The organism is Mycobacterium sp. NGS24, from assembly GCF_059813065.1.
The window spans coordinates 1-24,052 of sequence record NZ_JCALDW010000034.1 but is presented as its reverse complement, the minus strand read 5'-3'; the positions used below and the strand labels follow the sequence as shown (position 1 = coordinate 24,052).

The window sequence follows — 24,052 nt, the reverse complement described above, 5'->3', positions numbered from 1 at the left end:
AGCGAACGAACCGCGATGATGCCCACCCGCCGCCGCACCCGCACCCAAAACCGCGCCCACCGCATCGCCACCGAACGACGCGCCAACCACAACGCCCGCACCACCACCCACACCACCAACTGGACCGACTGGACCCACTGGGCCGACAACCACCCACCACCCCACCCCGACGACGACCCACCACCCTTCTGAAGGGTTGTCGGTCTAAGCAGGTGCCTCGCGCCCTCGAATCAGCACCTTCGCTTGGGCCCGTTGCGCAAGTCCCTCGCTGCGCTCGAATACGCAAAGAAAATTGGCTTCGTCAACCGCGACCTGTGCGTCAAATGGTCGAGCGACCAGCCGGCCAACGGTTGCGCGTACCGCAGCGACCAACGAATACGGCCAGTCAATCAACCGCACGCACTGGATCGGCGCACCCAGTCCGACGGCGAAAGAGATGTGCCGGGCCGGTTCGGCGATGGGTAACCCCGGGGAGTACCCGGCCGGGGTGTCCCGGTGCGGATTGTGCGCGATCGACCGCCACGGCGTGTCGCCGAAGCGATAACACAGAATTCCGTTGTGTTCCGCGTCGACCCACGCGAGTTCAACATCATCGTCGAACACCTTGATCTGTTCGTTCGCCGAGGGAATCACGTCGGGTCTCAACGTGAATGGTGCTGCGGATGGGGCGATTTCGTCGAGCGTTGGTTCCGCTGCATATGAGAGATATTCGACGTAGAGCAGGCACCCCTCAGTGGTCAAGATCAACTCAGTGCCCGGCCATCGCTTGTTGCCTGAGTCGTAGTACTCACCGATACGCAATCGCAGCGGATGGGACATCAGCGGATCGAAAGCGGGACAACGGCATCGCGCCGATCCCGCAGGTCGGCGAACTCATTGGCCACCGGCAGCAACTCCCCCAATTGCCGCGGGTACACCACCTCGCCGGCGGCCTCGAACGCCGCGATATCGGCCACCCCACACCAGCGAAACCCGTGGATGTAGCGACGTTCCAGCTCGGTGCGCCCCTCCAGAGTCGGCTCGAACCGCTCGGTGCGGTGCACGAGGTAGAACTCTTCGCTGTCGATCATCGAACCGTTGAACTCGAACACCTCGTCGCGGCGCCAGATCGGCCCGAACAATTCGGCCGGCGAGACCTGCAGACCGGTTTCCTCGGCCAGTTCACGGGCGGCCGTCTCGGCCAACCGCTCCCCCGGCTGCACCTCACCGCCGACGGTGAACCACCACCGGGGCGCGGTGCCGTCGGTGACAGCGGGATCCGAACCGCACAACAGCAGCACCGCACCGGTCTCGTCGAGCAACACCACCCGCGCCGAGGTGCGATGGTTGAGCTCATGATGGGCGTGCGTCTGCGCGTGCGGCCGCTCGGCAATCTCGAAATACGTTGGCAGCGGCGCCGTTCCACCCAATCTGAACAACCGCACCATGCGCCGCTCGGCCAGCACCAGGGTGTCGCGGACCGCGTCGTTGTGGAACCGTCGGGCCAGCAGCACCCGGGCCTCGGCGTCGGCCAACTCGGCCAGCAGACCCGCGGGTACCGACGCCGGGTCGACCATCGCCAAAGCGGCGGACAGCTCGTTCTCCGCGGTCTCGCGCGCGCTGCGCGGGGCCCGCTCCGCGGCATCGGCCAAGGCGGCCAGCCGCTTGCCTTCGGGTGCCCCGCCGTAGGCGTCGATCGCGATCGCCCGCGCCACCACGGCGCGCCGCGCCAACGCGCCGTCCAGCGCCTGCCAGGACAGGTCGTACCGCACGTGCAGCCGGTTCAGCCGGTTCGCGCGCTGATACCCCCACGCGCCGAACGCCACCATTACCAGGAACAGCCCGACAAGCGCGGCGATCAGCCACACCATCAGCTGGCCACCTGCACCTTGACCCCCGACCCGGCAACAGTCTCGTACACGCGCATGATCTGGCTGGCGACCACCGACCAGTCGTAGCGGCGGACGGCGTCGGCACCGGCCGTCACATACCGGTTGCGCAGTTCGTCATCGTCCAGCACCGCTATCAGCCCCTCGGCCAGCGCGACACTGTCGTCCACCGGCACCAACCGCCCCACTGCGCCGTCGCACAGCACCCGCCGGAACGCGTCGAGGTCGCTGGCCACCACCGCGGTGCCGGCGGCCATCGCCTCCACCAGGACGATGCCGAAGCTCTCCCCACCGGTGTTGGGCGCACAGTAGACATCGGCGCTGCGCATCGCCGAGGCCTTCCCCGCATCGTCGACCTGCCCCAGGAAGCGCATATTCGCGGCCAATCCGCTTGCCTCGCTGAGCAATTCGTCCTCATCGCCGCGGCCGACGATCAGCAACTGTACGTCGGGAAAACGCTGCACCACAGCCGGCATGGCGGCCATTAACGTGGCCATACCTTTACGGGGTTCGTCGTAGCGCCCCAGGAACAGCACCGTCTTGCCGGGCCGCGGGTAGCCGTCCAACAGCGGCGCCGAGGCAAAGAAGTCGACGTCGACACCGTTGGGGATCTCCACTGCATCGGAGCCCACCGACTCCATCTGCCAGCGGCGCGCCAGATCGGACACCGCGATCCGGCCGACGATCTTCTCGAACCGCGGCCGCAACATGCCGCCCAGCACCGACATGGCCACCGACTTGGTGGTCGAGGTGTGAAACGTCGCGACTATCGGACCCTCGGCGATATTGAGGGCCAGCAGAGACAGGCTCGGGGCGCTCGGCTCATGCAGGTGCAGCACGTCGAATTCCCCATCGGCGAGCCACTTCTTGACCTTGCGGTGAGTGGCGGGCCCGAACCGCAACCGGGCCACCGACCCGTTGTAGGGAATCGGCACCGCGCGCCCGGCGGAGACGACGTAGTCGGGCAGGGCGGTCTCCGGGGAGACCGGTGCCAGCACGCTGACCTCGTGCCCTCGCGCGCGCATCACATCAGCCAGCTGCAGCACATGCGACTGCACCCCGCCCGGCACATCGAACGAGTAGGGGCAGACCATGCCGATCCGCATCACCGGCCCTTCAGCCAGGCCCGCCGGTCGTCGGACAGATCAGCCAGCCACTGCGGCTGCATCATGTGCCAATCCTCGGGGGTGGCGGCGATGTTCTGCTCGAACTCGTGAGCCAGCGCCTGGGTGATCGCCTGCACGTCGCCGCTGCTGCAGTCCAGCGGCGGATCCATCTTGCAGGCCCAGCCGTCTCCCTCGAACCAACAGTGCGACGGCAGCAGTGCCGCGCCCGTCGCTATGGCGAGTTTGGCCGGACCGGCCGGCATCCGGGTGAGTTCGCCGAAAAACTCGACTTCCACGCCGGTGCGGGTCAGGTCGCGCTCCGCCATCAGGCACACCACCCGGTTGTCCCGCAGGCGGTCGCACAACACCTCGAAGGGCGGTCGTTCGCCGCCGGACAGCGGTATCACCTCGAAGCCCAATCCCTCGCGGTATTCGATGAAGCGCCGGTACAGCGACTCGGGCTTGAGCCGCTCGGCGACGGTGGCGAAGGTGCCATGCGTCTGCGCCAGCCACAGCCCGTTCATGTCCCAGTTGCCGCTGTGCGGCAGCGCACAGATCACGCCCCGCCCCTGTGCCAGCGCCCCGTCCAGGTTGTCCTGTCCGTGGGTTCCGGCGTCGAGCTGACGGGTCAGCTCGACATGGTCCATGGTCGGCAGTCGGAACGCCTCCCGCCAGTAACGGGCGTAAGAAGCCAGCGAGGCACGCATCAACGAGTCGGGCACATTCCTGGGCGCGACCCCGATAACCCGAGCCAGATTCTTGCGCAGCTGCTCCGGGCCGCCGCGCCGGGCCGCGTACCGGGCCCCGGCGCTGAAGACGTTGCGCGCAGCGAACTCCGGCATGGCCCGCACGGCCATCCAGCCGGCAGCATACGTCCAGTCGGTCGCGGCACCGGTCACGAGTTCGCGGGGACGACGACGGCCGAGCAGACTCAGGCTTCCCGAAGGCGGTATCACTGCTCACTCTTTCCCGATAGTGCAATGCGGTCGATGGCCCCGGGCGAGGTCCGCACCGCGTACAACCGCTGCGCACAGGTGATCACACTTAACACCGCCAGCAGCCACATCGCCACCGGGAGCGCCGGCGGCCAGGCAACGAACGGGAAATCGGCGACCCCGGCGCCCACCAGCACAATGATCAGGCGCTCCGGTCGTTCGATGAAGCCGCCGTCACCGCGCAACCCGCTGGCCTCGGCCCGCGCCTTGATGTAGGAGATCACCTGGGAGGTGACCAAGCAGATGAGCGTCGCCGCGGTCAACGGCTTGTCGTGCAGGTGAAACGCGATCCACCAGAGCAGCCCGCAGAACACTGCGCCGTCGCACAGGCGGTCGCAGGTGGCGTCCAGCACCGCGCCGAAGCTGGTGCCGAAGCCGCGTTCGCGGGCCATCGCCCCGTCGGCCATGTCGAACAGCGTGAAGAACCAGACCACACACCCGCCGGCGAACAGCTTGCCCATCGGGAACAGCACCAGCGCCCCGGCCATCGAGCCGACGGTGCCGATGACGGTGACGATGTCAGGTGTCAGGCCCACCTTCAGTGCGGTCCTGGCCACTGGGTCGGTGGCTTTGGCGAAGAACGCCCGGGTCAGAAACGGCAGCTTGCTCATCGCGGCCTCACGACTGCCGGGCCCACTCGTCGGCCAGCAGTTGCCGGGTTTCGCGCAGCAACTGCGGTATCACCTTGGAGCCGCCGATGATCGTGATGAAGTTCGCATCGCCGCCCCACCGGGGCACCACGTGCACGTGCAGGTGTTCGGCAAGCGAGCCGCCCGCCGAGGTGCCCAGGTTGATGCCGACATTGAAACCGTGCGGGCGCGACACATTCTTGATGACGCGGATCGCCTTCTGGGTGAAGGCCATCACCTCGGCACTCTCCGACTCGGTCAGCTCCTCCAGCTCCGATACCCGCCGGTACGGCACCACCATCAGGTGCCCGGGGTTGTAGGGATACAGGTTGAGCACGGCGTAGACGAGTTCACCGCGCGCCACCACCAGACCGTCTTCGTCGGCCATGCGCGGGATGTCGGTAAAAGGTTCGGCAGGGCTGGCATCTTCCCGCTTGATCGGAGCCTCGGCCAGGTAGGTCATCCGGTAGGGAGTCCACAACCGTTGCAGGTGGTCGCGGCGCCCGACGCCGCGGTCCAGGATGGTGTCGTCCGGCTCAGTCACCGTCCGCAACTTTCATCAGTTCCGCTGTCGGAGTGGCGTTTTCGCGTTTGGCGATCCAGTCCGCGATGGCCGCCACCGCCGCGTCGCGGGGCACGCCGTTGATCTGGGTGCGGTCCCCGAACCGGAAACTGACCGCCCCGGCCTGCACGTCCCGATCACCGGCCAGCAGCATGAACGGCACCTTCTGGTTGGTGTGGTGCACGATCTTCTTGGCCATCCGGTCGTCGCTGCCGTCCACCTCCACCCGCACACCGTGCGACTTGAGTTGCGCTGCAACGTCTTTCAGATAGTCGACGTGTTCGTCGGCGACCGGGATCCCGACCGCCTGGATGGGCGCCAGCCACGCCGGGAAAGCACCCGCATAGTGCTCGGTGAGGATGCCGAAGAACCGTTCGATGGAACCGAACAGGGCACGGTGGATCAGCACCGGACGCTGCCGGGTGCCATCCGACGCGGTGTATTCCAGCTCGAACCGGTCCGGCATGTTGAAGTCGACCTGCAGCGTCGACATCTGCCAGCTGCGCCCCAGCGCATCCTTGACCTGCACCGAGATCTTCGGCCCGTAGAACGCCGCACCGCCCGGGTCGGGCACCAGCTCCAGCCCGGAGGCCTCCCCGACCTCCCGCAACACCTGGGTCGCTTCCTCCCACACCTCGTCAGAGCCGACGTACTTGTCCGGGTCTTTGGTGGACAGCTCCAGGTAGTAGTCGGTCAGCCCGTAGTCGGCCAGCAGGTCGAGGACGAACCGCAGCACCGAGGTCAGCTCGTCGCGCATCTGCTCACGCGTGCAGTAGATGTGCGCGTCGTCCTGCGTCATCCCGCGCACCCGGGTCAGTCCGTGGATCACCCCCGACTTCTCCAGCCGGTAGACACTGCCGAATTCGAAGAGCCGCAGCGGAAGTTCACGGTAGGACCGCCCGCGGGACCGGTAGATCAGGTGGTGCATCGGGCAGTTCATCGGCTTGAGGTAATAGTTCTGGCCCGGCTTGCGCACCGTGCCGTCCTCGTTGAACTCGGCGTCGATGTGCATCGGCGGGTACATGCCCTCCGCGTACCACTCCAGGTGCCCCGAGGTGATGTAGAGCTGTTCCTTGGTGATGTGCGGGGTGTTGACGAACTCATACCCCGCCTGCTCGTGCTTCTGCCGCGAGTACTCCTCCAGCTCGCGGCGCACGATGCCGCCCTTGGGGTGGAAAACCGCCAGCCCGGAACCGATTTCGTCGGGGAAGCTGAACAGATCCAGCTCCACGCCCAGCTTGCGGTGGTCGCGGCGCTGCGCTTCGGCGATCAGCTCGAGGTGACGGTCCAGCGCCGCCTGCGACTCCCACGCGGTGCCGTAGATGCGCTGCAGGCTGGCGTTGCGCTGGTCACCGCGCCAGTAGGCCGCGGAACTGCGGGTGAGCTTGAACGCCGGGATGTGCTTGGTGGTGGGGATGTGCGGTCCGCGGCACAGATCGCCCCAGACGCGTTGCCTGGTCCGGGGATTGAGGTTGTCGTAGGCGGTGAGCTCATCGCCGCCGATCTCCATGATCTCGGGGTCCCCGGATTTGTCGTCGACGAGTTCGAGCTTGAACGGTTCGCCGGCCAGTTCCTCGCGCGCCGCGTCCTTGGATGCATACACCCGGCGGTCGAACAGCTGACCTTCCTTGACGATCTGACGCATCCGCTTTTCCAGCTTTTCCAGATCCTCGGGCGTGAACGGCTCCTCGACGGCGAAGTCGTAGTAGAAGCCGTCGGTGATGGGCGGGCCGATGCCCAGCTTGGCGTGCGGAAAGAGGTCCTGCACAGCCTGGGCCAGCACGTGAGCGGCGGAGTGCCGGATCACGCTGCGGCCGTCCTCGGTGTCGGCGGCCACGGGGGTCACCTCGGCGTCGGAGTCGGGCACCCAGCTCAGGTCGCGCAGCGTGCCCTCGGCGTCGCGCACCACCACCACCGAGTCGGGCGTGCCACGCCGCGGCAGACCGGCCTCACCCACCGCGGCAGCCGCGGTGGTCCCGGCAGGGACCCGGATGGGGGCGCTCATCGGATTCGTCTCCAATGCTTAGTCGTTGGGATCGCCGACCATGCTATCGGGGCGTCACCTCAGGGTTGTCCAGGCTTGAGCCGCACGAACAGCGCATCGGCTTCAGTGAGCAGGGTGTCGCCGTCGCGCAACCGGCCGGAGACGAAGATCTTGCGCCCGTCCACGCTGTCGATTCCGGAGTCGAACTGCAACTCTTTTTCGATCGGCACGATGTTGCGGTAGTTGATCTTCAAATACGCGGTGCGCTGGCGACGGCTGCCGGTCAGCCACGCGGCCGTCAAGCCGAGCACACTGTCGAACAGCATGCCGAGCGCGCCGCCGTGCACCGCACCGTTGCGTCCGAGGTGAAATCGGGCGAACCGCGCCGTGCCTTCGATGCGACCGTCATCGGTCTTGCGCGGCCGCATCGGGATGGACAGCACGTTCCCGCGTTCCGGCAGATCCATCCGGCGACCCGACGGCGACTGCCATTCGTCGGCGTCATACGGCGCCAACATCGCCGACAGTTCCTCCAGCCGGTCGGCCGCCTGGGTGATGACGTCGTCGGGCGCGTCGACGGCGCGGGCGTGGTCCTGCAGCCTACGGACCGCGGCGACGAACCGGCCGTAGTCCGGCCCACCCTTCTCGGTCGGTTCGGGTGGGTTGAATCCCCCGCCGGGGTGGGGCTGATCTGCAGCTGCCATCAGCACACCGTATTAGCCGTGGAACTCTGCAGCGGCATCGAGCCTGCCCTCAGGGCTGAGCTGCCCGGCGTGTCGCCGCCACCACCGCAGGCTCGGCGCCGTCATTACAGGCTCGCGTCGAAGATGGCCGCCGAATTGCCCTACTGGGCGGCGCCGGCGGCTGACAGCGCCTCGAATTCCTGGTCGGTCAGCGTGATCTCGGCGGCGGCGACGTTCTCTTCCAAGTGGGCGACCTTCGAGGTTCCCGGAATCGGCAACACCACCGGCGAACGCTTCAGCAGCCACGCCAGCGCCACCTGCGACGACGAGGCGTCGTGCGCCTTGGCGATCTGTTGCAGCGGGCCGCCGGGCGCTGCCAGCGGTCCGCCGGCCAGCGGAAACCACGGGATGAACCCGATGTTCTGCTCGGTGACGGCGTCCAGCAGCGCCTCCGCCTTGCGGTTGGTCACGTTGTACATGTTTTGCACCGACACGATCGGCGCGATCTGGCGGGCGGCGTCGAGTTGCTCGACGTCGATCTCGGACAGCCCGATGTGGCGGATCTTGCCTTCACCCTGCAACGCCACCAGCTCCCCCAGCTGGTCGGCCAACGGGAAGTCCGGGTCGATGCGATGCAGCTGGAACAGGTCGATGGTCTCGACACCGAGCCGCCGCAAACTCATCTCGCATTCCTGGCGCAGGTAGCTGGGATTGCCCAACGGGATCCACACGTCCGGGCCGGTGCGCAGCAGCCCGGCTTTGGTCGCGATCACCAACCCGTCGTACGGATGCAGCGCCTCACGGATGATCTCCTCGGACACATACGGGCCGTAGGAGTCCGCGGTGTCGATGAAGTTCACCCCCAGTTCGGCCGCGCGCCGCAACACCAGCACACATTCGTCGCGATCGGTGGGCGGCCCCCACACGCCCTGGCCGGTCAGGCGCATGGCGCCGAACCCGAGCCGGTTGATGGTCAGGTCGTCACCGAGGGTGAATGATCCGGAAGCCGCTGCGCTCATCTTTCCGACGGTACGCATGGCAAGCTGGCCGGGTGGACTTGGATGCGCTCGCCGACCAGCCGCTCACCTATCCCGACGTGGGCGCCACGGCCCGCTCCCCGCTGCCCACCGGATACGGCCATCTCGTGGTGTCCGCGCAGATCGGGACGGGCCGGGATCGTTTCGAGCAGGCCGCCGACGCGGTCATGCACTGGGGAATGCAACGCGGAGCCGGCCTGAAGGTGCAGGCCAGTTCGGACACCGTCGCGGAGTCGTCGGTCGTGGTGGTCACCATGCTGGGCGTGCTGCGCGCCCCGTGCCGGGTGGTCTACGTGGTCGACGAGCCCGACGTGCGCGGTTTCGCCTACGGCACCCTGCCGGGCCACCCGGAGTCCGGCGAGGAACGTTTCGTGGTGCGCTACGACCCGGACAGTTCGGCGGTGTTCGCCGAAGTCTCGGCGTTCTCCCGGCCCGGCACCTGGTGGAGCACACTCGGCCGGCCCGTCACCGCGGTGGCGCAGAAGGTGATCGCTAAGCGGTACCTGCGCGCGGTGTGAGCGCAGCGCCGTCCAACAGCCCCGACTGCCGCACCGCGTCCTGGATGAACCGCTGCACCGGACGCGACCGGATGAATCCGGCGTGGCCGCCGCGGTACCACACGATCTCCGGTTTGCCCCAGTGCTCCCACAGCCGGATCACCTGGCCGCGGGGATGCACCACCTGGTCGGCGATGCCGGCGTAGACGAAGCGGCCGCGCATCGGCACCTGCGGTGTGAATGACAGCGGCGACACCATCTCCCCGATGGGCTCGGCCAGTTGCATGGTGTCGCGACGCGGATCGCCCCGGCGCAGACCCGAGTGCCGGCTCAGCAATTCGACCAAGTTGGCCACCGGTACCCCCAGAATGGCGCAGGTCAGATCACTCTCCAGGCTGGCCACCAGGGCTGTGATGTAGCCGCCGAGCGACATGCCGTTGAGCCCGATCAGCGACTCGGGCTCCTGCGCGCGCACCCAGGACAGCAACCGCCGGATGTCCCAGACCGCCTGCGCGGTGGCGTGCACGTCGTCCATGACGTCCTCGCCGGGAAACACCGCACCCTTGGGCAACCCGCGCGCGCGCCGACCGTGCATGGGCAGGACGGGCAGCACCACGTTCAGGCCGAGCTCTTCGTGTAACTTCCAGGCCCGGAATATTCGCAGATCTATTGCCGATCTGCCCATTTCGGTGCCGTGCACGCAGATCAGCCAGGGCCGCGGTTCCGGGTGACGCAGCAGCACCGCGTACTCGCGCCGCAGCGCGGTGTATCCCAGCCATCGTTCGCGGCCGGGCTCGCCGGGGTGCGGGACGTATCCGCTGTCGAAGGACAGCTCCTGGTAGGACCGTTTGCGCCCGCGGACCTCCCGGATCTGCACTTCGGAAAGCGGCGGCGGCGGGGCGAAGAAGCCGCTGGGCTCCGCCAGCCAGCCCTGGTCGCCGTAGAACTCCAGCGCCTCGACCACTTCGTCGTTGATCCGCTGAAAGGCGGCCGGCCGGCTCACCGGGCGGCGCACCTTCAGGCCCGCCAGCACCACCTCGTCGCGGAACGCCTGCGCGGCCAGGGCGGCCGTGGGCCGGGCGATCGGCAGTCCGGCATCGTGGTCGTCGGCGTTGCGGTAGTCGCGCCAGGACCGGGCGAAATACCGGCCGGTGCGCGCGAACGGCCGGACCGTCTCTCCGACGGCTCGGCGCAACAGGCGGCGCCGCCGCGCGTCGTCCTCTTTGACGGGTACTGCCATGCTCAAAACGCTAACACCGCCAACGGGTTTGACCGGCTCTTCGGCGGTTCGATACTGCTCACTTCACGCCGGGAATGCGGCGCCGGTCACACCGCTAGCTCCAGCCGGCGAGCAAACGCTGCGCCCCAGCGCACAATGCTGCGATGACCGCCCCGACCGGGGCGTCGTCGCGGATCATCCCGACACCCTGCCCGGCATCCGGAGAGGCACTGACCGTCGCGCGACCCGGTTGCTGCCGCGCCAGCTCCTGTTCGCGGCCCGTCCAGCGGGCGACGAAGTCGTTGCGCAATACCCGGGCGGGGAACCGCTCGGGCCACGGCAGTCCCGCGGCGACGTCGAAGACCCGGGTGACCCGGGTGTCGGTTTCGGCCGCCTCGATCAGGGCCTGCCGGCCTGCCGCGCCGGTCAGCGCCTCCGGGCACGCCGCCAGCCGGGTGCCCACCCACGCACCGCCGGCACCGGCCGCCAGCACCGCGGCCAGGCTGCGCGGCGAGGCGACCCCGCCGCCGGCCAGCACCGGCACGGACACCGCGTCCAGGACCGCGTCCAGCAACGGCAGCGTCCCCAGCCGCACCTCGCCGTGCCCGCCACCTTCGGCGCCGCGGGCCACCAGGATGTCAACGCCCGAATCGGCCGCCCGACGGGCCCCGACGGCATCGTAAACCTGCGTGACGGTGGGAATTCCGACCTTGTGGGCTTCGTCGACCCAGGAGAAGTCGGTGCCGAAGCTGACCGACAGCAGTGCCGGGCGGGCGGCCAGCGCGTCCTGCAGCAGGCCGTCCTGGCTACGCATCACCCAATCCACCAGTCCGATGCCGAACCGTCCGCTGACGTGCTCGAGCTCGGCGGCCAGCGTCGCCCTGGTGGCGGTGCTGCCCATGCCCACCATGCCCAGGCCACCGGCCGCGGTGACTGCCGCCGCCAGCCGCCCGCCGGCGACCCCGCCCATCGGCGCGTTGAGGATCGGCACCTGCAGGCCGAAGTCCCGCGACCAGGGCGTGGCGAGCACGGTCAGTGGGCGGCGCCGGGCTGGGACTTCAGCACGGTCAGCATGACCACCGAATCCTCCACCGCGTGCAGGGCGTGCCGTACCGGCGGGATGGCGATGTAGTCGCCGGTCCGGCCGTCCCAGCTGTCCGCCCCGGCGGTGAGTTGCACGTGCCCCTGCAGCACCTGCAGGGTGGCCTCGCCGGGACTGTCGTGTTCGGAAAGGTCGTGGTCGGCGAGCAGTGCCAGCACTGTCTGACGCAACTCGTGGGTGTGCCCGCCGTGGATGGTGTGCGCGGCCCGGCCGCTGTGCGACGTGCGGGCTTCCGCCAGCTTCTCGGACGCCAGGGAGGTAAGCGAGAGGGATTCCATAGTTGAGTCCTTTCAAGCGGCTAACAGGAGTATGCCCGCCACCGACAAGGCGATGACCTTGACCGCCTCCAGACCGACGTAACCGTAGTGGGCGTGGGAGCGTGGGCCGTCCGAGCCGGCGAGCACCTGGTCCGAGCGACTGGTCAATCTCGGTCGCACCACAATGAGCTGTACGGCCAGTGCGACGGCGGCGACGGCATACGTGGCGATGATCCGCAGCGGGGTGGGCCCGGCCACCATCAACGCGAGCAGCACCAGCGCGAAACCCACCTCGATGGTGTTGAGCGCGCGAAATACCAAGCGCCCGATGCCCAATCCGATCTGCAGCGTCACGCCGGGCGCCCGGAATTTCAGCGGAGCTTCCAGAAACGAGATCGCCAGCACCATGCCGAGCCACACGAAGGTCACGGCTACCTCGATCGCGTTGCCGGTGCTCATCGCGCCGTGCCTGCCGTCAGATGAGTCAGGCACAGATCCGGTTCCACGAAGGCCTCGAGCCGGTCGACGGTGATGGGTGCCGACCAGCTTTCCAGTGCGCCCTGCATGAGACCGAGGTGGATGGGACACACGACGCTGGATCGGACTTCGGCGAGTTCCAGGAACGGGCAGTGCCGCAGCCCGACCAGTTGCTCGCCGTCGGATTCGCGGCGGTCGGGGGCGAAGCCCAACTCGTCGAGCAACCCGACCAGATGCTCGATCGACTCCTCCACGCCCATGTCGTCCGGCGCGGGCAGCCGCTCCCCCCAGGAGCGGCCCGCGGCCACCGCCCGGGCACTGGAGTTCTCTTCTGCGGCAAGCCCGTTGATCAGGATCTCGGCGAGCAACTGGTAGTGACGGGTGCCGCCGCGGTCCATCTGCCGCACGGCCTGAAACATCGACGGCGGCCGGCCCGGCCCGCGGCGGGCGGGTTCGACCTGTTCCACCTGGCCGTCACCGAGCAGGCTGTCGAGGTGGAAGCGCACCGTGTTGGGATGCACCCCGATCGTGTCGGCGATGGCCAGGATGCTCAGCGGCTCGGGTGAGCTTCGCAGCACCCGCAACACCGCTCGGCGACGGCCGGCATCTTCGGGTGGCTTCGGGCGGCCACTCACTGGTATATCCGGTATGTCATGAGGTAGAGTTTACACAAGTCAGCTTGTGAAAACTAGGGATGGATGACTGCCATGGCCGGTGAGAAGGATGCGCTGCCGTCGTCGACACGCGACGACGCACACGTACAGGGACACTGGCTGCTGGCCCGGCTGGGCAAGCGGGTGCTGCGCCCCGGCGGCGTCGAACTCACCCGCACATTATTGGCCCGCGCCAAGGTCACCGATGCCGACGTGGTCGAGTTGGCACCCGGTTTGGGCCGCACCGCCGCCGAAATCATCGCCCGCAACCCGCGGTCCTACGTCGGCGCCGAGGGCGACCCCGACGCAGCCGGCCACGTGCGCAGCGTTCTCGGCGGCCGCGGCGAGGTCCGGGTGACCGACGCCGCCGAGACCGGCCTGCCCGACGCCAGCGCCGACGTCGTCATCGGCGAGGCGATGCTGACCATGCAGGGCGATTCGGCCAAGCACGCGATCGTGGCCGAGGCTGCGCGGGTGCTGCGCCCCGGAGGTCGCTACGCGATCCATGAACTCGCCCTGACCCCCGACGACGTCCCCGAGGAGATCAGCACCGAGGTGCGCCAGGCGCTGGCGCGGTCGATCAAGGTCAATGCCCGTCCGCTGACCATTGCCGAATGGTCGGAACTGCTGGCCGGTCACGGCCTGGTTGTGGAGAACGTCGCCACCGCCCCGATGGCGCTGCTGCAGCCGCACCGGATCGTGTCCGACGAAGGCCTGCTGGGCGCGCTGCGGTTCGCCAAGAACGTGCTGACCCAACCCGAGGCACGTAAACGGGTCCTGATGATGCGCAACACTTTTCGCCAGCACCGCGAGCGGCTGGCGGCCGTCGCCATCGTCGCGCACAAGCCCGGCGCCGCCTAATCGGTCAGCGCCTGCCGCGCCCGCTCGATGCTCTGGTCGACCAGCCGGTCGATTGCGCCCCGTCCGCCGGGGACCTCTGCCGCACTCAGGTTTCGGGCCATGGCGGCGGTGTGCACTCGCAGCCCGGTCAGCAGTTCCGCGCACTGCGAGCCGGCGACGACGGTACGCCGCGCCATCGTGCGCAACGTGTCCCACTCGGTGTGCCAGGAACCGTCGGGGCGTTCGTCGTTGGCCAGCGCCGCCGCGGTGTGCAGGGTGGCGGCCAGCGGCGGCGCGGCCAGGGCGGCGCGTCGAATCAGGATGGACAACACCGGATTTCGCTTGTGCGGCATCGCCGAGGAGCCGCCGCGCTGTCCGTCGCCGGGTTCGCTCAGTTCGGCGATCTCGGGCCGGACCAGGGTGACGACGTCAGAGGCGATGCGCCCCCAGCAGTCGGTGCAGCCGACCAGGGCGTCCCCGGCTGCGGTGACCGGCGCCCGCGTGGTGTGCCAGGGCGAGCGGTAACTCAGGCCCAAAGTTGTTGCCGCAGTTCGAGTTATGTGTTCGGCCAGCTCAGCGGGATCGGCTGACTCGGACAGCACCAGCTCGACGGTGGCCGCGCGGGTTCCGACGGCGCCGCCGAACTGCGCCGGGGTCGACAGCGCACCGAGCCGGGCATACGCCTCGACCACACCGTCGAGCCAGCCGGCGGCCTTGGCGCCGAACGTAGTGGGCGCCGCGTACTGGGTCAGGGTGCGCGCCACCATCGGGGTGGTGCGATGGGTGGCGGCCAGAGTCGACAACGTGGCGATCTGTTCGGCCAGCTGCGCACTCACCTGCCCGACGACCTCACGCACTGCCAGCATCAGTGCCGTGTCCAGGACGTCCTGGCTGGTCAGTCCCCGATGGATCCAGGGACTCAGCGCGGGCACCGCCCGTCGACGCAGCAGGGCCACCAGGCCGAACACCGGGTTGCCGCCGTCCTCGGCGGTCACCGCGAGTTGCTCGCAGTCATGCGCGCCGACCAGGTGCGCCAGATCGGTCCCCGGCACCGGCGCCACCCCGGTGGTGACCAGCGCGTTCAGCCAGGCCGATTCGACGGCGACCATCGACCGGAGCAGCGCCTGGTCGGTCATGCAGTCGCCGGCACGCTCGTCACCGGGCCAGAGCAGATTGGTCATCGCCGATCTTCCCTGAACGCCAGGAACACGGTCTCGCGCGGTCCCTGCAGATGGATGTCGAAGCGCAGTCGCGAGTCGCTCTCGGCGACGCACGCCAGGGTCGCCCGACGCGGTGCGGGCAGCGCAGGATCGATGTCCAGCGCAGCACCCGGCACATAGGCACGGGTGCACAATCGGTGCAGCAGCCCCCGGGCGAACACGGTGACCGCGAAGAAGGCCGGCCGCGCCGGGCTGGTCGGGCCTGGGACCACGGTGCGGAAGGAGTAGTGACCGTCGACGTCGGTGGCGGCTCGGCCCCAACCGGTGAATGTCGCCCCGTCGCGTCGCAGCGAACCGGTGGCCCGCGCAATCTGGCCGGCGCCGTCCGGCTGCCAGATCTCGATCAACGCGTCCGGCACGGCCGCGCCCGCGCCGTCGAAGACATTGCCGTGCAATGTAATTGCGTCCGCACGGTCTCCTGCCAGGTCGTTGTCACCCGGGAACGGCAGCCCGATACCGAAGAACGGTCCTACGGTTTGCCCTGGCGTGCATGGCGATTCATCCATCAGCACATCCCAGCACAATGTCCCAGCGGTAGCCCGTGGCATATTCCGGCTCGGTGAGGTCGTGGTCGTACCGTGCGACCAGACGTTGGCGCGCAACGGGATCCACGACGGACTGGTAGATGGGGTCCAGATCGAACAGCGGGTCCCCGGGAAAGTACATCTGGGTGACCAGACGCTGGGTGAAGGCGGTCCCGAAGACCGAGAAGTGGATGTGCGCGGGGCGCCAGGCGTTGCGGTGATTACGCCACGGGTACGGGCCGGGCTTGATCGTGGTGAAGCGGTAGGAGCCGTCGGAACCGGTGAGACACCGGCCGGCGCCGGTGAAGTTCGGGTCCAGCGGTGCCGGGTGCCGGTCGTGCTGATGGCGGTAGCGGCCGGCGGCGTTGGCCTGCCAGATCTCGACCAGCTGACCCGCCACCGGGCGGCCGGCGAGGTCGAGCACCCGGCCGGTCACGATGATGCGCTCCCCGATCGGTGCACCGACGGTCAGGTCCGCATCATGCGGGCCGACGTCCTGGTGGCCGAAACACGGCGACCAGCGTTCGATCTCGTCCGGGTCGACGGCCAGCACCGGGTGCTTCGGGTGACGCAGCACGCTGCTGCGGTAGGGCGGGTAGTCCAGCCGCGGCTGGGGTTCCGGGCCGGTGCGGTCCGCGGCGAGCACAGCGATCTCCGCCGTGATGTCGCGTTGTGATGCGACGCGCTGCGATGCGGCCTCCACGACGCCTGAGGCTACCGCCACCCGGCCCGGCCGGCTGGTAATTGACGCGGCCCGGCCGATATCGCATTCTGGTGAACAGAAAATTCCTCTGCTGACCAGACATCGATGATCGTGGTGTGCCGTGACCGTTGACAGTGACCTGTTCGAGAATGTGCGCCGCGGCATGATTCCGGCGCATATCTACAACGACAAGGACCTGTTCGCCCGGGAAAAAGAGCGGCTGTTCAGCCGGACCTGGATGTTTGTGGCGCACGAGTCGGAGATTCCGCAGGACGGCGACTACGTGGTGCGCCGGGTGCTCGACGACTCCTTCATCATCAGCCGCGATTCACACGGGCAGGTGCGGGCGTTGTTCAATATGTGCCTGCACCGCGGCATGCAGGTGTGCCGCGCGGAGGTGGGCAACGCGTCCAATTTTCGCTGCCCCTACCACGGTTGGACCTACCGCAACGACGGCCGGCTCACCGGCCTGCCGTTTCACCGCGAGGCCTACGGCGGCGACCGGGGCTTCGCCAAAGATCAAACCCTGCTGCCCGCACCGAATCTGGCGAGCTACAACGGCCTGATCTTCCTCAGCCTGGACCCGCACGCGCCGCCGCTGCGGGAGTACCTCGGCGACTTCGCTTTCTATCTGGACTTCTACACCAGGCAGAGCGAGCTGGGCGTGGAACTCCGCGGTCCGCAACGCTGGCGGATCAAGGCGAACTGGAAGATCGGCGCCGAGAACTTCTCCGGCGACATGTACCACACCCCGCACACGCACGCCTCGATCGTCGAGATCGGCCTGTTCCGCGAACCGAAGGCGCAGAAACGCAAGGACGGTGCCACCTACTGGGCGCAGCGCGGCGGCGGCACCACCTACAAACTGCCGCCGGGCGACTTCGACGCCCGGATGCGCTACGTGGGCTACCCCGACGACATGATCGGCCGCATCAAGGAGGTCTGGTCGCCGCGACAGCAGCAGGTCGTCGCCGAAGACGGCTTCATGTTCTCGGCCGCCACCTGTTTCCCTAATCTCAGCTTCGTGCACAACTGGCCCAAATTGCCCGGCAGCGAACAAGTGCTGCCGTTCATCTCGATCCGGCAGTGGCAACCAATCAGCGAGAACGAAACCGAGGTGTGCTCGTGGTTCGCGGTGGACGCGGCGGCACCCGAGCAGTTCAAAATGGATTCGTACAAAGCGTATCTGATGTGCTTCGGATCGACCGGCATGTTCGAGCAGGACGATGTGGAGAACTGGGTCTCGCTGACCACCACCGCCGGTGGCGCGATGGCCCGGCGCCTGTTGCTGAACAGCCGGATGGGACTGCTTGAAGACGACACCCCGGTGATCGACACCCTGGCGCCGGAGGCCTTCCACGGTCCGGGGCGCGCCCAGGTCGGTTACAACGAATACAACCAGCGCGAGTTACTCAAATTATGGGCGGATTATCTCTCATGAAACCGTTGCCGTTCAACGATATCCGCCATCTGCAGGCACACCAGTTCCTGGTCGACGAAGCGTATCTGCTCGATCGCCAACAGTATGAGGCGTGGCTGGACACGATGACCGACGACATCCGTTACGTGATGCCGGTGCGCGTCACCACCGCCCGCGGCGCCGGGTTCGACACTCCCGCCTTCCCGAAGCCGGGGATGGACCACTTCGACGAGGACCGGTACTCACTGAGCCAGCGGGTGGCCCGGATGGGTACCGAGCATGTGTGGGCTGAGGATCCGCCGTCGCGGTTGCGGCACTTCATCACCAACGTGCGCACGTTCGCCTCCGACGACCCGACCGAACTGCTCGTCGAATCGGCCGAACTGCTGTTCCGCAGCCGCGGCGACGTCAACGAGAGCGCGTTGTTGTCCTGCGCACGTCAGGATGTGCTGCGCGGGTGCGACGGCGACTGGAAACTGGCCCGTCGCACGATCGTTGCCGACGAGTCGGTGCTGCGGATGCAGAACCTGGCGGTGTTCCTGTGAACCCGCCGATCCAACCGGTCGGTGAACCGCTCACTGTCGCAAATGAATTCACCGAAGTCGTGGTGCAGCGCGTGGAGACCCGCAACGGATCCCGGCTGCTCATCACCGCCCCCCGCAGCGGCCGGTGGATCAGCCTGGACGCCCTCGAGGTGGAGGCACTGACCTGGCAGAACCCCCGTACGCTGGCGGCCATGGTCGGCAACTCCAACGCGCCGCTGCTGCCCGACGAGCCGGAAGCCGACGATGACCGGCTGGCTTGACGGCAAGCGGGCGCTGGTGGTGGGCGCCGGCTCCGGGATCGGCCGGGCAGTGGTCGACGCCTTCCGTGCCGAAGGTGCGAAAGTTGCTGTGCTGGAACGTGATCCGGACAAGTGCAACCGGTTGCGCGACGAGCTCCCCGAGGTCCCTGTGATCGAGGGTGACGCCACCGGACGGGACGCGAACGACAGCGCGGTGCGCGCCGCCGTGCACAGCTTCGGCGGACTGGACACCCTGATCAACTGCGTCGGGGTGTTCGACTTCTACCGGGGAATCGACGACATCGACGCCGACGACCTGCCGGCCGCCTTCGACGAGATGTTCCGCACCAATGTGCTCAGTCAGCTGCAGTCGGTCAAAGCCGCACTCCCGGCGCTGCGCGGGCACCCGGGTGCCTCGATCGTGCTGACCGAGTCGACGTCGGCCTACTATCCCGGTCGTGGCGGCGTGCTGTACGTGCCGTCGAAGTTCGCCGTGCGGGGTTTGGTGACGGCGTTGGCGCACGAGTTGGCGCCGCACATCCGGGTCAACGGGGTGGCGCCGGGCGGAACGCTGGACACCGACCTGCGCGGACTGGCCAGCCTCGGCCTGGCCGAGGTCCGCCTGGACGACTCCCCCGACCGGGCAACGGATTTGGCGGCACGCAGTCCGCTCAATGTCGCGCTGTCCGGTGCCGACCACGCGTGGAGCTATGTGTTTTTGGCAGCGCAGCGCTCCCGCGGCATCACCGGTGAGACCGTCCACCCCGACGGGGGGTTCCGGCTTGCTTGAGCAGCAACGCATTCTCCTCGCCCAGGCCTGCCGGGTCGCCGCTGCCCGCGGCCTGGTGGACGGCATCCTCGGCCATCTGAGTCTGCGCGTCGACGAGGACCGCCTGCTCATCCGCTGCCGCAGCGACTCCGATACCGGCGTGGCGTTCACCCGTCCCAGCGACATCCGGTTGATCGATTTCGACGGAAAGGCCGGAGCCACCGGTGAACTCGACGGTTACCGGGTACCCAACGAGTTGCCGATCCACCTGGAGACCATGCTGGCCGACGCCCGACACCAGGCCGTCGCGCACCTTCATCCGCCGGAGGCCGTCGCCGCCGATCTGGCCGGCATCACCATCCGGCCCATCTACGGCGCCTATGACATTCCGGGCGCTTGGCTGGCCCGCGCCGGCGTGCCGGTCTACGAACGCGCGGTGCTGATTCGAAGCTCGGAACTGGGCAAGCAGATGGTGGCGGCGATGGGCACCGCGTCGGTGGTGATCTGTCGCGGGCACGGCATCACCAGCGCCGCCGCTACCGTACCGCAGGCGGTGTTGCAGTCGATCAGCCTGAATGAGTTGGCGCGCATGGCATTACGCGTACGGTCCGCCGGTGGCACGCTGACCGAGATCGACGACGCCGACTGGGACGACCTGCCGGACCTGGGGGCCGGGTTCAACGTCGACGCGGCGTGGCGGCACGAGGTGGCCCGGTTGGCTGCTCAGCCCAGCTGACCGCCGATCTCATCGGCCGCCCGGACAAGCGCGGCCGCGATCGCCCGATATTTCGAGGTGGGCAGCCGGTGCTGCGGGGCGGCGGCATTCAGCGCGAGGCGCAACCCGGGAGCGCCGGTGGGAATCGGTACTGCCACCGAGGCCACGCCCTCCTCGCTCTCCTCCCGGTTGCCGGCGTAACCCCGCTCGCGGATGCGGGACAGTTCGGATTCCAGCTTCGCCCGGCTGACGATCGAGCGCGCCGTGATTCCGGGCAGCGCCTCCTGCGGAAGCAGTTGCCGCAGTTCGGCTTCGGACAACCCGGCCAGCAAGGCCTTGCCCGTCGAGGTGCAATGCGCCGGCATGGTGCGGCCCAGTCGGGAAGCCACCCGAACCGCTTTCGGACCTTCCACCGCGGCGACGAAACGGATGTTCGCGCCGTCGAGCATCCCGACGTGGATCGTCTCGCCGAGCTGCTCGCTGAGGGTGCGCATGACCGGCAGCGCGGTGCGCGCAATGTCGATGCGCCCGAAGATCGCGAACGCCACGCTGGTCAGGGCCGGTCCCGGCAGGTACGCCTTGGAGTCGGGGTCCTGGCGGACGAAGCCGCGGTAGGTCAGCATCGCCAGCAGTCGGTGCGCGGTCGACGACGCCACACCCAAATACCGTGTCGCCTCGCTCAGCCGGATCTGCGGTTGCTCCCCCAGCAGCAACAGCAGCTTGAGTGCATTGTCGACCGACTCGATCGGGTACTGCGGCGCCTCTTTCCGCACCCGCAGAGCGTATCGCCGCGACCCCCTGAACCGGCCGCGTGGAAAAGGAGTCGCCGAAAACCGCATGCGCCGCCGAAAACTTGGCTACCGTTCCTCGCAGCGTCGCGTTGCCCGGTGGTCGGGGAAATCATGACTGGTAGGCAGCGCGGCGCGCTATTGCGCCGGCGCCCGGGGGGCCGCGTCGGCGACGCCGGAGAGGACACCCTGTTGAGCTATTACACAATGCCACCAGAAATCAACTCCGGGAACTACAGCTCGGGCGTGCACAACGCGGGCATCTCCAGCTCCGGCGGCTGGAACGAGGGCAACAACCAGTCCGGGTTCTTCCACTAGTCACCCGCAATTGGCAGCGGTCAGGCATCCTTTAACCCATGAACGTGGAGGCCCTGCTTCAGACCATCCCGCCGCTCGCGGTGTACCTGGTGGTCGGTGGAGTCGTCGGACTCGAGAGTCTGGGCATACCGCTGCCCGGGGAAATCGTGTTGGTCAGCGCCGCCCTGATGTCGTCGCATCACGAGCTGGCGGTGAACCCGGTCGGCGTCGGCGCCGCGGCGGTGATCGGCGCGGTGATCGGCGACTCCATCGGGTACTCGATCGGACGCCGGTTCGGGATGCCGCTGTTCGACCGGCTTGGCCGGCGCTTCCCGAAGCACTTCGGCCCCGGCCACGTCATGCTGGCCGAAAGGACGTTCAACCGCTGGGGTGTGCGCGCGGTGTTCTTCGGCCGGTTCATCGCGCTGCTGCGCATCTTCGCCGGACCCCTGGCCGGGGCGTTGAAGATGTCCTACCCACGGTTTCTGGTCGCCAACGTCAGCGGCGGCATCTGCTGGGCCGGGGGCACCACCGCGCTCGTCTATTTCGCCGGCGTGGCTGCGGAGAAATGGATGTCGCGGTTCTCCTGGGTAGCGCTGGTCATCGCCCTCATCTGCGGCGTCACCGCGGCTATCCTGCTGCGCGAGCGCACGTCTCGGGCCATCGCCGAGCTCGAAGAAGAACACCACCGCAAGGCCGGCACCACCGCCTGAGTCAGCCGGCCGCCTCACCGAGCTGCGGGCGATGCTGCTCGATCAGCGTCCGCGCCAGCGACTGGGCGCGGTGCGCGGAGTCGCGGTCGCCCACCGCGGCCAGGATGATCGCGCCTTTCATCAGGAGATGCCAGGACCAGGCGAAGTCCTCGACGTCAAGCAGCCCGGCGGCCACCGCGCGCTCGCGCACTATCTGCCGGACGTTGTCGAGGTGGACGATGCAGGCCTGCCCGGCGGGGTGATCGGGACCCAACTCCAGCAGCACGTTGATGAACGAGCAGCCCTCGTAACCGTCCCGGTGCTGGAACCACTCGTGTAGCACGTCGAAGATCGCCAGCAACTGCTCCTCGGCCGTGGCGCCCCGCTGGGCGGACTGCTGTTCGATCAATCCATGGGTCCAGAGCTCTTCGCGCCGCTGCAGCACCGCCAGCACCAGATCGTTTTTGGTGGCGAAGTGGCGGTACAGGGTCGCCCTGGCCACCCCAGCGCGTTCGATGACTTCGTCGGTGCCGACGGCGCGGATGCCGCGACGACTGAACAGCTCGTAGCCAGCGCCCAGAATCCGTTCGCGGGCCGGCACAGCTGACGCCGCGGACCCGGTGACCTCGGTCGTTGCCATATCAGGCCTTACCGTACTCTTAGCCCGACCGTGTAGACAGACCGCCCTGTCTTGTTATAGAAATGGTATCCACAGGACAAGAATTTGTCTGTCTTCAGATTGCAGGACGGGCATCCATCGCGGCGTAGTTCACGCCAGCCGATTAGGAGTGCACCATGAGCCTGGCCATTTCCGAATCATTCTCCACCCACCTGACGCTCAGCACTCGGTTGGTCTACGCGTTGGGCGATCCGCGCAGCACGCTGCGCGCCATCACCGACCGCAGCGGCGACGCGGTGGTCATCCATGCCGGCGGGGAGGTCGACGCCTGTAATGAGCAGACCTGGCGCCAGCTGGTGACCGAGGCGGCCGCGACCACCACCCCGCCCGGGCCGTTGGTCGTCGATGTCACCGAAGTCGAGTTCCTGGGCTGCTGCGCCTACAGCGTGCTTGCCGAGACGGCCGAGCAGTGCCGGCTGCGCGGCGGCGAATTACGCCTGGTGAGCCCTGCGCGGGCCGTCGAGCGCGTGGTGCGGGCGGGCGGCTGGGCTGCCACGCTGCCGATCTACCCGACTGTCGACGACGCCCTGAGCGCGCGGCGGTAATCCGGCCTGCGGCGTTATGCCGCGCCGTTGGCGACCAGTTCTCGGTCCGCCGCGGCCGGTGGCGGCCCCACCTCCAGCACCGCCCGGACCGAGGCGCGCAGGTAGTCGCCCAGCATGGGCATCCCGAATTGCTGCCCGCGCGGACCGATCCATTTGGGCAGGTCGATGATGCAGGCGGCGATCAAGTCGACTGCGACGGCGTCGCTGCGCCGCCACATTCTGTCGGCCAGCTGCGACATCGCCGCGTGCAGTTCCGCCGCCAGGGTGTGCAACTGCGCGGCGATCTCGTCCGGCATCGGTTGGCCGGCCACGTCCTCGCGGCGCACCGTCATCAGGCAGGCCGACGATCCCGGATACATCTCGGGATACAGCAGCGACGTTTCGGCCGCGGCGTACACCGCGTCCAGCGGCTCACTGTCCGCTTCGGACCGGGCATCGTCGACCAGGCTGCTCAACAGGTCCAGAAAGCGGCGTTCCGCACGTATCCACACCCGCCCGAGCAGGCCGCCGCGCGACTCGAACGCCCGGTAGATGGCGCCGTTGGAGACGCCGGTGGCCTTGGTGAGTGCGCGGATCGTGACGGCTTCGATCCCGTGCTCGGCGACCAGTTCTTCCGCGGCGTCCAGGACGTCGTCGTGTCCGCGCGACCGGGGACTCAACACTGCTGACCACTCCTTCTTCGGATGTGTGTTGCGGTCATTGTCCCCAACCGGCCTGGATCGCACAGCGAAATGGCCGATACGGCCGAACTCGCACCGGGTTTGGCGCCGGCCGCGCGGGTAGCTTGGCGGACATGGGCACATCGTGCTCGGCGAGCGGCCTTCCCACGGTGGGGGTCGAAGAGGAATTTCTGCTCGTCGAACCGCAGACCGGCGAACCGGCACCCCGCAACAACGCGGTAGCCATCGAGGCGGCCCGCCGCGGCGTCGACATGCAGCTGGAGCTGAGCAGTTGTCAGGTAGAGATCGCTTCGGGGGTGGTGCGGACCAGTCGGGAACTGCGCGATG

At 68.0% G+C, this 24,052-nt stretch carries 31 protein-coding genes and 1 pseudogene; 12 read left to right on the top strand and 20 right to left on the bottom strand.

Translation table 11 applies throughout. The annotated features are described in order from the left end of the window. Positions 1-192 (top strand): annotated as a pseudogene (locus AC5Y6Y_RS25640) (hypothetical protein); the annotation flags it as partial. 12 nt (positions 193-204) lie between these two features. Here the strand turns inward: AC5Y6Y_RS25640 and AC5Y6Y_RS25635 are convergent. From AC5Y6Y_RS25635 to AC5Y6Y_RS25595, 9 genes are all read right to left on the bottom strand, one after another. Then, on the bottom strand, positions 205-819 hold the full coding sequence (locus tag AC5Y6Y_RS25635) for a hypothetical protein (RefSeq protein WP_473140003.1): 615 nt from the start codon (positions 817-819) through the stop codon (positions 205-207). Further along, positions 819-1,850: an NUDIX hydrolase gene (locus tag AC5Y6Y_RS25630; RefSeq protein ID WP_473140004.1), complete on the bottom strand. Its 1,032-nt coding sequence runs from the start codon at positions 1,848-1,850 to the stop codon at positions 819-821. The genes AC5Y6Y_RS25635 and AC5Y6Y_RS25630 overlap by 1 nt, the downstream gene beginning before the upstream one ends. Next, a complete protein-coding gene (locus tag AC5Y6Y_RS25625; protein WP_473140005.1) occupies positions 1,850-2,974 on the bottom strand; it encodes a glycosyltransferase family 4 protein in 1,125 nt (374 codons plus the stop codon). The genes AC5Y6Y_RS25630 and AC5Y6Y_RS25625 overlap by 1 nt, the downstream gene beginning before the upstream one ends. Further along, a complete protein-coding gene (locus tag AC5Y6Y_RS25620) occupies positions 2,974-3,909 on the bottom strand; it encodes a phosphatidylinositol mannoside acyltransferase (RefSeq protein WP_473140079.1) in 936 nt (311 codons plus the stop codon). The genes AC5Y6Y_RS25625 and AC5Y6Y_RS25620 overlap by 1 nt, the downstream gene beginning before the upstream one ends. Positions 3,910-3,926: 17 nt before the next feature. Further along, positions 3,927-4,580, bottom strand: coding sequence for a phosphatidylinositol phosphate synthase (gene pgsA / locus AC5Y6Y_RS25615; protein WP_463826835.1), 654 nt, complete (start codon positions 4,578-4,580; stop codon positions 3,927-3,929). Positions 4,581-4,587: 7 nt separating this feature from the next. Then, a complete protein-coding gene (locus AC5Y6Y_RS25610; protein WP_463826836.1) occupies positions 4,588-5,142 on the bottom strand; it encodes an ATP adenylyltransferase in 555 nt (184 codons plus the stop codon). Continuing rightward, complete coding sequence (gene thrS / locus AC5Y6Y_RS25605; protein WP_463826837.1) at positions 5,135-7,165, bottom strand: threonine--tRNA ligase; 2,031 nt, start codon at positions 7,163-7,165, stop codon at positions 5,135-5,137. Before thrS ends, AC5Y6Y_RS25610 begins: the two co-directional genes overlap by 8 nt. 59 nt (positions 7,166-7,224) lie before the next feature. After that, positions 7,225-7,848, bottom strand: coding sequence for a PaaI family thioesterase (locus AC5Y6Y_RS25600; protein WP_473140006.1), 624 nt, complete (start codon positions 7,846-7,848; stop codon positions 7,225-7,227). A 140-nt stretch (positions 7,849-7,988) separates the two neighbouring features. Further along, complete coding sequence (locus tag AC5Y6Y_RS25595) at positions 7,989-8,846, bottom strand: aldo/keto reductase (RefSeq protein WP_473140007.1); 858 nt, start codon at positions 8,844-8,846, stop codon at positions 7,989-7,991. Between the two features lie 32 nt (positions 8,847-8,878). Here AC5Y6Y_RS25595 and AC5Y6Y_RS25590 point away from each other — a divergent pair, with 32 nt between their 5' ends. Beyond that, positions 8,879-9,382 (top strand): DUF1990 domain-containing protein, encoded by a 504-nt coding sequence (locus tag AC5Y6Y_RS25590; RefSeq protein WP_473140008.1) that lies wholly within the window; start codon positions 8,879-8,881, stop codon positions 9,380-9,382. Here AC5Y6Y_RS25590 and AC5Y6Y_RS25585 read toward each other — a convergent pair. From AC5Y6Y_RS25585 to AC5Y6Y_RS25565, 5 genes are all read right to left on the bottom strand, one after another. Further along, a complete protein-coding gene (locus AC5Y6Y_RS25585; protein WP_473140009.1) occupies positions 9,357-10,601 on the bottom strand; it encodes an alpha/beta hydrolase family protein in 1,245 nt (414 codons plus the stop codon). The genes AC5Y6Y_RS25590 and AC5Y6Y_RS25585 overlap by 26 nt on opposite strands. Positions 10,602-10,695: 94 nt before the next feature. Further along, complete coding sequence (locus tag AC5Y6Y_RS25580) at positions 10,696-11,610, bottom strand: NAD(P)H-dependent flavin oxidoreductase (protein ID WP_463826843.1); 915 nt, start codon at positions 11,608-11,610, stop codon at positions 10,696-10,698. Positions 11,611-11,612: 2 nt separating this feature from the next. After that, positions 11,613-11,960 carry a cupin domain-containing protein gene (locus tag AC5Y6Y_RS25575; RefSeq protein WP_473140010.1) on the bottom strand — a complete coding sequence of 116 codons (348 nt, stop codon included), beginning with the start codon at positions 11,958-11,960 and terminating at the stop codon, positions 11,613-11,615. A gap of 12 nt (positions 11,961-11,972) precedes the next feature. After that, positions 11,973-12,398, bottom strand: a complete 426-nt coding sequence (locus AC5Y6Y_RS25570; protein WP_463826845.1) for a hypothetical protein — start codon at positions 12,396-12,398, stop codon at positions 11,973-11,975. Further along, positions 12,395-13,051, bottom strand: a complete 657-nt coding sequence (locus AC5Y6Y_RS25565; protein WP_473140011.1) for a helix-turn-helix transcriptional regulator — start codon at positions 13,049-13,051, stop codon at positions 12,395-12,397. Before AC5Y6Y_RS25565 ends, AC5Y6Y_RS25570 begins: the two co-directional genes overlap by 4 nt. 63 nt (positions 13,052-13,114) lie before the next feature. On the opposite strand from AC5Y6Y_RS25565, the gene AC5Y6Y_RS25560 reads away from it, so the two are divergent. Continuing rightward, entirely contained in the window at positions 13,115-13,930 is an 816-nt protein-coding gene (locus AC5Y6Y_RS25560; protein WP_463826847.1) for a class I SAM-dependent methyltransferase, read from the top strand. On the opposite strand, the gene AC5Y6Y_RS25555 is transcribed toward AC5Y6Y_RS25560, so the two are convergent. The 3 genes from AC5Y6Y_RS25555 to pcaH are packed head-to-tail and all read right to left on the bottom strand — an operon-like array spanning position 13,927 to position 16,356. After that, entirely contained in the window at positions 13,927-15,090 is a 1,164-nt protein-coding gene (locus tag AC5Y6Y_RS25555; protein WP_473140012.1) for a lyase family protein, read from the bottom strand. The genes AC5Y6Y_RS25560 and AC5Y6Y_RS25555 overlap by 4 nt on opposite strands. After that, positions 15,087-15,635 (bottom strand): protocatechuate 3,4-dioxygenase subunit alpha, encoded by a 549-nt coding sequence (gene pcaG / locus AC5Y6Y_RS25550; RefSeq protein WP_473140013.1) that lies wholly within the window; start codon positions 15,633-15,635, stop codon positions 15,087-15,089. Before pcaG ends, AC5Y6Y_RS25555 begins: the two co-directional genes overlap by 4 nt. Continuing rightward, on the bottom strand, positions 15,628-16,356 hold the full coding sequence (pcaH, locus tag AC5Y6Y_RS25545; RefSeq protein ID WP_473140014.1) for a protocatechuate 3,4-dioxygenase subunit beta: 729 nt from the start codon (positions 16,354-16,356) through the stop codon (positions 15,628-15,630). Before pcaH ends, pcaG begins: the two co-directional genes overlap by 8 nt. Positions 16,357-16,519: 163 nt before the next feature. On the opposite strand from pcaH, the gene AC5Y6Y_RS25540 reads away from it, so the two are divergent. The 5 genes from AC5Y6Y_RS25540 to phtC are packed head-to-tail and all read left to right on the top strand — an operon-like array spanning position 16,520 to position 20,065. Then, a complete protein-coding gene (locus AC5Y6Y_RS25540; RefSeq protein WP_473140080.1) occupies positions 16,520-17,797 on the top strand; it encodes an aromatic ring-hydroxylating dioxygenase subunit alpha in 1,278 nt (425 codons plus the stop codon). Then, positions 17,794-18,321 carry a 3-phenylpropionate/cinnamic acid dioxygenase subunit beta gene (locus AC5Y6Y_RS25535; RefSeq protein ID WP_463826851.1) on the top strand — a complete coding sequence of 176 codons (528 nt, stop codon included), beginning with the start codon at positions 17,794-17,796 and terminating at the stop codon, positions 18,319-18,321. The genes AC5Y6Y_RS25540 and AC5Y6Y_RS25535 overlap by 4 nt, the downstream gene beginning before the upstream one ends. 8 nt (positions 18,322-18,329) lie before the next feature. After that, complete coding sequence (locus AC5Y6Y_RS25530; protein ID WP_463827160.1) at positions 18,330-18,581, top strand: dihydrodiol dehydrogenase; 252 nt, start codon at positions 18,330-18,332, stop codon at positions 18,579-18,581. Next, positions 18,565-19,350, top strand: a complete 786-nt coding sequence (gene hcaB / locus AC5Y6Y_RS25525; protein ID WP_473140015.1) for a 3-(cis-5,6-dihydroxycyclohexa-1,3-dien-1-yl)propanoate dehydrogenase — start codon at positions 18,565-18,567, stop codon at positions 19,348-19,350. The genes AC5Y6Y_RS25530 and hcaB overlap by 17 nt, the downstream gene beginning before the upstream one ends. Next, positions 19,343-20,065, top strand: coding sequence for a 3,4-dihydroxyphthalate decarboxylase (gene phtC / locus AC5Y6Y_RS25520; protein WP_473140016.1), 723 nt, complete (start codon positions 19,343-19,345; stop codon positions 20,063-20,065). The genes hcaB and phtC overlap by 8 nt, the downstream gene beginning before the upstream one ends. Here phtC and AC5Y6Y_RS25515 read toward each other — a convergent pair. Further along, positions 20,053-20,817: an IclR family transcriptional regulator gene (locus AC5Y6Y_RS25515; RefSeq protein ID WP_463826854.1), complete on the bottom strand. Its 765-nt coding sequence runs from the start codon at positions 20,815-20,817 to the stop codon at positions 20,053-20,055. The two genes, phtC and AC5Y6Y_RS25515, sit on opposite strands and share 13 nt — an antisense overlap. Positions 20,818-20,946: 129 nt before the next feature. Here AC5Y6Y_RS25515 and AC5Y6Y_RS25510 point away from each other — a divergent pair, with 129 nt between their 5' ends. Together AC5Y6Y_RS25510 and AC5Y6Y_RS25505 are read left to right on the top strand one after the other, a co-directional pair. Then, positions 20,947-21,150 (top strand): hypothetical protein, encoded by a 204-nt coding sequence (locus tag AC5Y6Y_RS25510; RefSeq protein WP_473140017.1) that lies wholly within the window; start codon positions 20,947-20,949, stop codon positions 21,148-21,150. Between the two features lie 38 nt (positions 21,151-21,188). Then, on the top strand, positions 21,189-21,842 hold the full coding sequence (locus AC5Y6Y_RS25505; protein WP_463826855.1) for a DedA family protein: 654 nt from the start codon (positions 21,189-21,191) through the stop codon (positions 21,840-21,842). Between the two features lies 1 nt (position 21,843). Here AC5Y6Y_RS25505 and AC5Y6Y_RS25500 read toward each other — a convergent pair whose 3' ends face one another. Next, positions 21,844-22,461, bottom strand: coding sequence for a TetR/AcrR family transcriptional regulator (locus tag AC5Y6Y_RS25500; RefSeq protein WP_463826856.1), 618 nt, complete (start codon positions 22,459-22,461; stop codon positions 21,844-21,846). A 155-nt stretch (positions 22,462-22,616) separates the two neighbouring features. Here AC5Y6Y_RS25500 and AC5Y6Y_RS25495 point away from each other — a divergent pair, with 155 nt between their 5' ends. Next, positions 22,617-23,045, top strand: coding sequence for an anti-sigma factor antagonist (locus tag AC5Y6Y_RS25495; RefSeq protein WP_463826857.1), 429 nt, complete (start codon positions 22,617-22,619; stop codon positions 23,043-23,045). 14 nt (positions 23,046-23,059) lie between these two features. Here the strand turns inward: AC5Y6Y_RS25495 and AC5Y6Y_RS25490 are convergent, their stop codons facing one another. Further along, positions 23,060-23,707, bottom strand: coding sequence for a TetR/AcrR family transcriptional regulator (locus tag AC5Y6Y_RS25490; protein WP_499919625.1), 648 nt, complete (start codon positions 23,705-23,707; stop codon positions 23,060-23,062). A 131-nt stretch (positions 23,708-23,838) separates the two neighbouring features. Here AC5Y6Y_RS25490 and AC5Y6Y_RS25485 point away from each other — a divergent pair. Next, positions 23,839-24,052: glutamate-cysteine ligase family protein (locus AC5Y6Y_RS25485; RefSeq protein WP_499930798.1), on the top strand; the 214-nt coding region annotated here is incomplete at its 3' end.